Annotated in this window: 5 protein-coding genes; all 5 read left to right on the forward strand. The window is 65.5% G+C overall.

The window, feature by feature from the left end; genetic code table 11:
* Positions 1–208 precede the first annotated feature (208 nt).
* Complete coding sequence (locus AC1DJN_RS19605) at positions 209–3,100, forward strand: TonB-dependent receptor (RefSeq protein ID WP_478039879.1); 2,892 nt, start codon at positions 209–211, stop codon at positions 3,098–3,100.
* 102 nt (positions 3,101–3,202) lie between these two features.
* Positions 3,203–3,946, forward strand: a complete 744-nt coding sequence (locus tag AC1DJN_RS19610; protein ID WP_478039881.1) for a FadR/GntR family transcriptional regulator — start codon at positions 3,203–3,205, stop codon at positions 3,944–3,946.
* A gap of 121 nt (positions 3,947–4,067) precedes the next feature.
* Complete coding sequence (locus tag AC1DJN_RS19615) at positions 4,068–5,027, forward strand: SPFH domain-containing protein (RefSeq protein WP_025877782.1); 960 nt, start codon at positions 4,068–4,070, stop codon at positions 5,025–5,027.
* Position 5,028: 1 nt separating this feature from the next.
* Positions 5,029–5,463 (forward strand): NfeD family protein, encoded by a 435-nt coding sequence (locus tag AC1DJN_RS19620; RefSeq protein WP_025877784.1) that lies wholly within the window; start codon positions 5,029–5,031, stop codon positions 5,461–5,463.
* A 552-nt stretch (positions 5,464–6,015) separates the two neighbouring features.
* Positions 6,016–6,533, forward strand: a 518-nt coding sequence (locus AC1DJN_RS19625) for an aminomethyltransferase family protein (RefSeq protein WP_478039885.1), incomplete at its 3' end; no start/stop codon positions are given.

Consider the following 6,533-nt stretch of genomic DNA (forward strand, 5'->3'; position numbering starts at 1 on the left):
GAGTGGGTGTGCATACCACTTGGTAGGTGTGTTGTAAGCCACGTTGCGCGCAAAGTCATGCTGCATCAGCACATGAAATGCCGGGCAACCGGTCTGAATCAAAGGTATTACGAAAAATCCAGTCCAGTTGGTTGACATTTCTGTGTCGGCGTGTCGAAGCTGCGTCCCACGCCTACCGTCCGGGCGATCCTTTGGGAGGAGGAAAACCATGCGGCAACCAGCCGGAGTTGTACGTCGTACACCGTTGTCACCCACACCGCTGATCGTGGCACTGCTCGCTGCGCTGGCGGCTTCGCCGGCCGTGCAGGCGCAGTCTGCCGGCAGCGGTTCCGGGCAGGACGCCACCACCCTGGACCAGGTCCAGGTCACGGGCATCCGCGAATCGATGCAGAGCTCGATCAACAAGAAGCGCGACGACACGGTGATCGCCGATGTGTTGTCGGCCGACGACATCGGCGACCTGCCCGCGCCATCACTGGCCGATGCGATCGAAACGCTGACCGGTGCCGCCTCGACCCGCGACAAGACCGGCGCATCGGAAATCTCGATCCGTGGTCTCGGCGCCTTCCTCAGCAGCACCAATTTCAACGGCCGCGAGATCACCAACGGCAGCGGCGACCGCTCGGTGAACTTCAACATGTTCCCGGCCGAGCTGATCAATACGGTGGCGATCTACAAGACCCAGCGTGCCGACATCATCGAAGGCGGTGTCGCCGGGACCATCGGGCTGGAGACGGTCAAGCCGCTGGAGTACGGCAAGCGCTCGGCGCAGATCGATCTGCGCGGCAGCTGGGCCGAGTATGACAAGAAGTACCGCGACGACGATGGCATCGGCTATCGCGGTACCGCCAGCTACATCGACCAGTTCGAATTCGGCAACGGCCAGAAGCTCGGCATCTCGCTGGGCATCCAGCGGCTGGAGGGCACCGATCCGGAGGAGAGCATCACCAGCGGCTCCACCTGGTATGCCTGCGATGGCAGGCAGAACGTGGCCAATGCCAACTGCAATGAAGTCAGCGCCCAGGCCATCGCCAACGGCGCGCCGTACTACCTGGTGCCAAGCAGCCGCATCTATCGCCTGAAGCAGGAGCGCAATGATCGCCAGAGCGAATTCGCGGCGATCCAATGGCGGCCCAACGACGTGGTCGAGGTCAACCTCGATTTCGAACATACCGAGCGCAACTGGGACGAGGACCGCAGCGACCTGAGCCTGTCCAATGCACGACGCGGCATCACCCAGCGCGAGGTGGACGAGGACGGCATCGTCCGCCACCTGCATGGCAGCACTTCCATCGATTCGACCTCCAACCGCTATTGGCGCGGCGAGGAATACACCGGTGGTGGCCTCAATCTGATCCTGCGCCCCAGCCCGGTCTGGGAGCTGTCCACCGATCTTTCCTATTCGCATACCAACCGCCTGGACAGCGAGCGCATGACCCGGCTGCGCGCCAACCAGCGCGACGTCAACAATGCCATCGTGCCGGGCATCAGCAGCGGCGCCACCGGCTATGTCGACTACGACTGGGACTGGCATGGCGAGGTGCCGAGCGTGGCGCTGGCGCCGAACTTCGACCCGAACAACTGGGACGCCTACACCGGCGCGGCGCGGGTGACCTCCAGCGCGACCGAGAACGACCACAAGATCAAGGCCGGCCGCTTCGATGCCAGCTTCATGCCCGAGTCCGGTTTCTTCACCCGCATCAAGGGCGGCGTGCGCGCCAGCCAGGCCGACTACCGGCTGCGCRACAACACCCTGGTGACCGACTACGACCAGCGCGTAGCGGCCGACAAGGCGAAGATCATTGCCGCCAACCGTGCCTGCCGTGCACCGTTCCCGCAGGACGATTTCATGGATGCGGCCAGCGGCAATACGATCTCCTCGTGGGCGTACTTCGATCCGAGCTGCCTCTACGCGTCCTTCCGCGGCACCAGCGACAGTGGCCTGGACCCGGACTTCCAGGACCCGAACAACGTCGATGTGACCGAGACAACCCGCGCGCTGTACCTGATGGGTGAATTCAGCAGCACGCTGTTCGGCCTGCCGGTCACCGGCAATGTCGGCCTGCGCTGGGTCAAGACCGACGTGCGTTCGGAAGGCGTGCGCACCGACCTGGCGGTCATCGACAACGGCGACGGCACGATCCGCCTGCAACCCACTGGTGATTTCACCACCCAGGTGTTCAAGGCTGGCAACGACAAGCTGCTGCCAAGCCTGAATGCCGCATTCGAGCTGAAGCCGGACCTGTTGCTGCGGTTGGGCGCGTACCGGGCGATGTCACGCCCGGATATCGCCGCACTCGGTGCCGGGCGAACCATCAATGTCAGCAGCGATGCCACCTATACGGGCCTGGCCGACGCGCTGGACGACATCAGTGCCAGCGGCAATCCGGCTGCGCAGCCGCTTATGTCCTGGAACGGCGATGTCTCGCTTGAGTGGTATGCGAACCCGGATACGCTGCTGGCCGGTGCGGTGTACTGGAAGCAGTTCAACGGCGGCACCGCCACCGCGCTGGTGCCGGAGACCTACACCCTCAACGGACAGACGGTGACCGTGCCGGTGCGCCAGCAGGTGACCACCGATGAAGACAGCACCCTGACCGGTATCGAGCTCAGTGCCACCCACCGGTTCTCGTACCTGCCCAAGCCGTTCGATGGCCTCGGCTTCAAGGTCAGCTACAACTATGCCGACGCCGACTACCAGACGCAGGATTCGCGGTTGGGCGAGCAGTTGGCCGCCGATGGATCGATCATTCCGGCCATCGTTCCGCCGGCCGGCCTGAGCGGCTTCTCGCGGCATGTGCTGTCCGGTTCCCTCTACTGGGATGTGGGCCGCTTCAACATCCAGGCCATCGGCAAGTTCCGTTCGCACTATTACCAGGACTTCACCGGCAACACGGCGCAGCAGAACCGCTACTACGATGACAACACCAGCGTCGACCTGCGCCTGCGTTACCGGGTGAACAAGCAGCTGTCGCTGTCGCTGGAACTGATGAACCTGACCGACGAGCCACGCGTGGCGTACCAGCCGCTTTACGGGAATTTCCGCGAGGTGGTGAGCTACGGGCGGCGCGCGTATTTCGGTGTACGATACAAGTTCTGAACAGGGCGGCGCGGCCAATGGTCGCGCCGTCGCTCCAACCGGACCCGCACCGTGCCCGGTGGCCGGGGACGGGCCCGGAGGGAACCGCCAAGGGTCAGCCGCATGTCCGCCAACCGTCTCTACCAGACCATCGCCGCCAAGCTCCGCAAGCTGATCGAGGATGGCGAATATCCGTCGGGTTCGCGCCTGCCGGGCGAACGTGAACTTGCCGAACGCTTCGGCGTCAGCCGGGTCACCATCCGTGAGGCGGAAATCGCCCTGGAAGCGCRGGGCTGGATCGCGATCCGTATCGGTTCGGGCGTCTATGTGAAGCCGCGCCCGGCCCAGGCTGCCGGCGGGCTGCCCGATATCAGCGCCTTCGACCTGACCGCGGCGCGTGCCGTGTTCGAAGCGGAAGCTGCAGCGCTGGCGGCAAGCAATATCGATGAGGCCGGCATCGCCGAGCTGCAGGTGCTGGCTGAAGCGCTGTGCCGTCGTGACCTTACCGATGAAGAGGCCGGCGACTACGACCGCCGCTTCCACCTGGCCATCGCCCGCCTCTCGGGCAACCCGGTGGTCGAGTATTTCGTGCAGCAGATCTGGCGCATGCGCAGCGAGCTGCCGCGGGTGACCGAGGTCTACGCACGGGTGTGCCATGACGATGGTGCCAGCCGCGCCGACGAGCACATGGCGATCTTCGAGGGGCTGCGCGCGCGCGATCCCGTCGCTGCACGCAATGCGATGCGCCATCACTTCCAGCGCCTGTTCGAGGCGATGCTGGAGGCGACCGAAAGCCAGGCGCTGGCCGAGATCCGCCGGCAGACCCAGCAGGACCGCGAGCGCTTCCTGGCCACGACCCGGATCTGAGCGGGTTCATCCTGCAGCGCCGGGCCACGCTCGGCTGCTTTCGGCTGGAACGTGCGGTACCCGCACCGCCTGCATCCGCGCGCTATGCTGGGCTCCGGACGTCTCCCATAAGGAAAGCGCGATGTTCCCGACCATGTTCTTCAGCGCGGTGCTGGCCTTCGTGGCCGTGGTCATCCTGTTCAAGGCAGTGCGGATGGTGCCACAGGGCTATGAATGGACCGTCGAGCGGTTCGGCCGTTACACCCACACCATGTCGCCCGGCCTGCATTTCCTGATCCCGATCGTCTACGGGGTGGGGCGCAAGGTGAACATGATGGAACAGGTGCTGGACGTGCCCGGCCAGGAAGTGATCACCAAGGACAACGCCGCCGTGCGCGTCGATGGCGTGGTGTTCTTCCAGGTACTGGACGCGGCCAAGGCCGCCTACGAGGTATCGGTGCTGGAAGTGGCGATGATCGCCCTGGTGCAGACCAACATCCGTACCGTGATCGGCTCGATGGACCTGGATGAATCGCTCAGCCAGCGCGAGGTGATCAACGCCAAGCTGCTCAGCGTGGTCGATCATGCGACCAACCCGTGGGGCGTGAAGGTCAACCGCATCGAGATCCGCGACATCCAGCCGCCGCGCGACCTGCTCGATGCGATGGCACGGCAGATGAAGGCCGAGCGCGAGAAGCGCGCGCAGATCCTCGAGGCGGAAGGTTCGCGGCAGTCTGAGATCCTGCGTGCCGAAGGCGAGAAGCAGGCTACGGTGCTGGAGGCGGAGGGGCGGCGCGAGGCCGCATTCCGCGACGCCGAAGCACGCGAGCGCCTGGCCGAAGCCGAAGCCAAGGCGACCCAGGTGGTGTCGGCGGCGATCGCCGACGGCGACGTCCAGGCCATCAACTACTTCATCGCCCAGAAGTATGTGGAAGCGTTCAAGGAACTGGCCACGTCGCCGAACCAGAAGCTGGTGCTGATGCCGATGGAGGCCAGCGGAGTGATTGGTTCGATCGCCGGCGTGGCCGAGCTGGCCAAGCAGGCCCTGTCCAACCAGGAAACCCGGCCGCCGGCAAAGCGGCCGCCACCGATCGGAGGCTGACATGCGCTGGGAAGTCGTTGCCTGGGGTGCGTTGGCCTTGCTGCTGTTCGCCGCCGAAGCGCTGGCGCCCGGCGCGTTCATGCTGTGGATCGGCATCGGTGCGGCGGCGGTGTTCGCGCTGGTAGCGGTGTTCGCCGATATCCCGGTGCTGTGGCAGGTGGTCGCTTTCGTGGTGCTGAGCGTGCTGTCGATCCAGTGCTACCGGCACTGGGGCAAGCCGCGCGCGCGGCAGAGTGACGCGCCGCTGCTGAACCGCCGCGCTGAACAACTGGTCGGGCGGGTGGTGCCCTTGCAGCAGGCCATCGTTGCCGGGCAGGGCAGGGTCAGCATCGACGACGCGTCGTGGCAGGTGAGTGGGCCGGAGCTGCCGGCCGGCACGCTGGTGCGGGTGGTGGCGGTGCAGGGCAGTGCGCTGGTGGTCGAGGCGGTCGCCTAGGGTTTCCAGCCAACGGCGCAGCCCCTCGTGTGTGGTCGCTGAAAGCAGATGCTGGGTTGGGTCGGGCGGGTGGGCTGTGCAGGGGGCGCCGCAAGTACGTCCTTGTAGGCTTGGCCGCGGCATCCATGCCGCGGACACCCCCGCCGGTCGCTGCGCTCTGTGTGCCCGGGGTCGGATCCCTTTCCGCAGGCAATGGCTTCGACACTTCTCTCCATATATGTATCGACATCCACAACCGCTCTTGCCTTCCGTCCCGTCATCGGGAACCTGTCGGGGTGGGGCGGTGTGGGGTGGAGGGACCGCAGGCGCCATGGATGGCGCCTACGAGCCTACACGGACGTACTTGCGGCGCGTCCCGCAACCCCACATCGCCCCACCAGCCCACAGACGTCGCCGAGCCGATACGCTTTGGCCGTTGCCGTTGCCTGGCTTGTAGAAAGCGCCCGCCGGCCGCAGGCCGGCCAACATCCCCCCGCTGCGCTGCGGCGCGACCTGCGGCCGACCGATCTGGGATAATGCGCGTTCTTGTTTCCTCTGCTGCCGGACCCGGTCATGACCCAGAAGACGCTGCTCAACGATACCCACCGCGCCCTTGGCGCCAAGATGGTCGATTTCGGGGGTTGGGACATGCCCATCCACTACGGCTCGCAGCTGGACGAGCACCACCTGGTGCGTCGTGAGTCGGGYGTGTTCGACGTCAGCCACATGACCGTGGTCGACCTGCGCGGCGACCAGGTCAAGCCGTTCCTGCGCCGCCTGCTGGCCAACTCGGTCGACAAGCTCAAGGCCACCGGCAAGGCGTTGTACTCGTGCATGCTGAATCCGCAGGGCGGCGTCATCGACGACCTGATCGTCTATTACCTGGGCGACGACTTCTTCCGCATGGTGGTCAACGCCTCCACCCGCGAGAAGGATCTGGCGTGGCTGCGCGAGCAGGCTGCGCCGTTCAACGTCTCGGTCGAACAGCGTCCAGACCTGGCGATCCTCGCTGTGCAGGGTCCGCAGGCGCGCGACATCGTCATCGGCCTGGCCCGCGAAGCCGACCGTGAGTCGCTGGGCAAGCTCGGCCG

This window comes from Stenotrophomonas sp. 05L414_2, assembly GCF_056397905.1.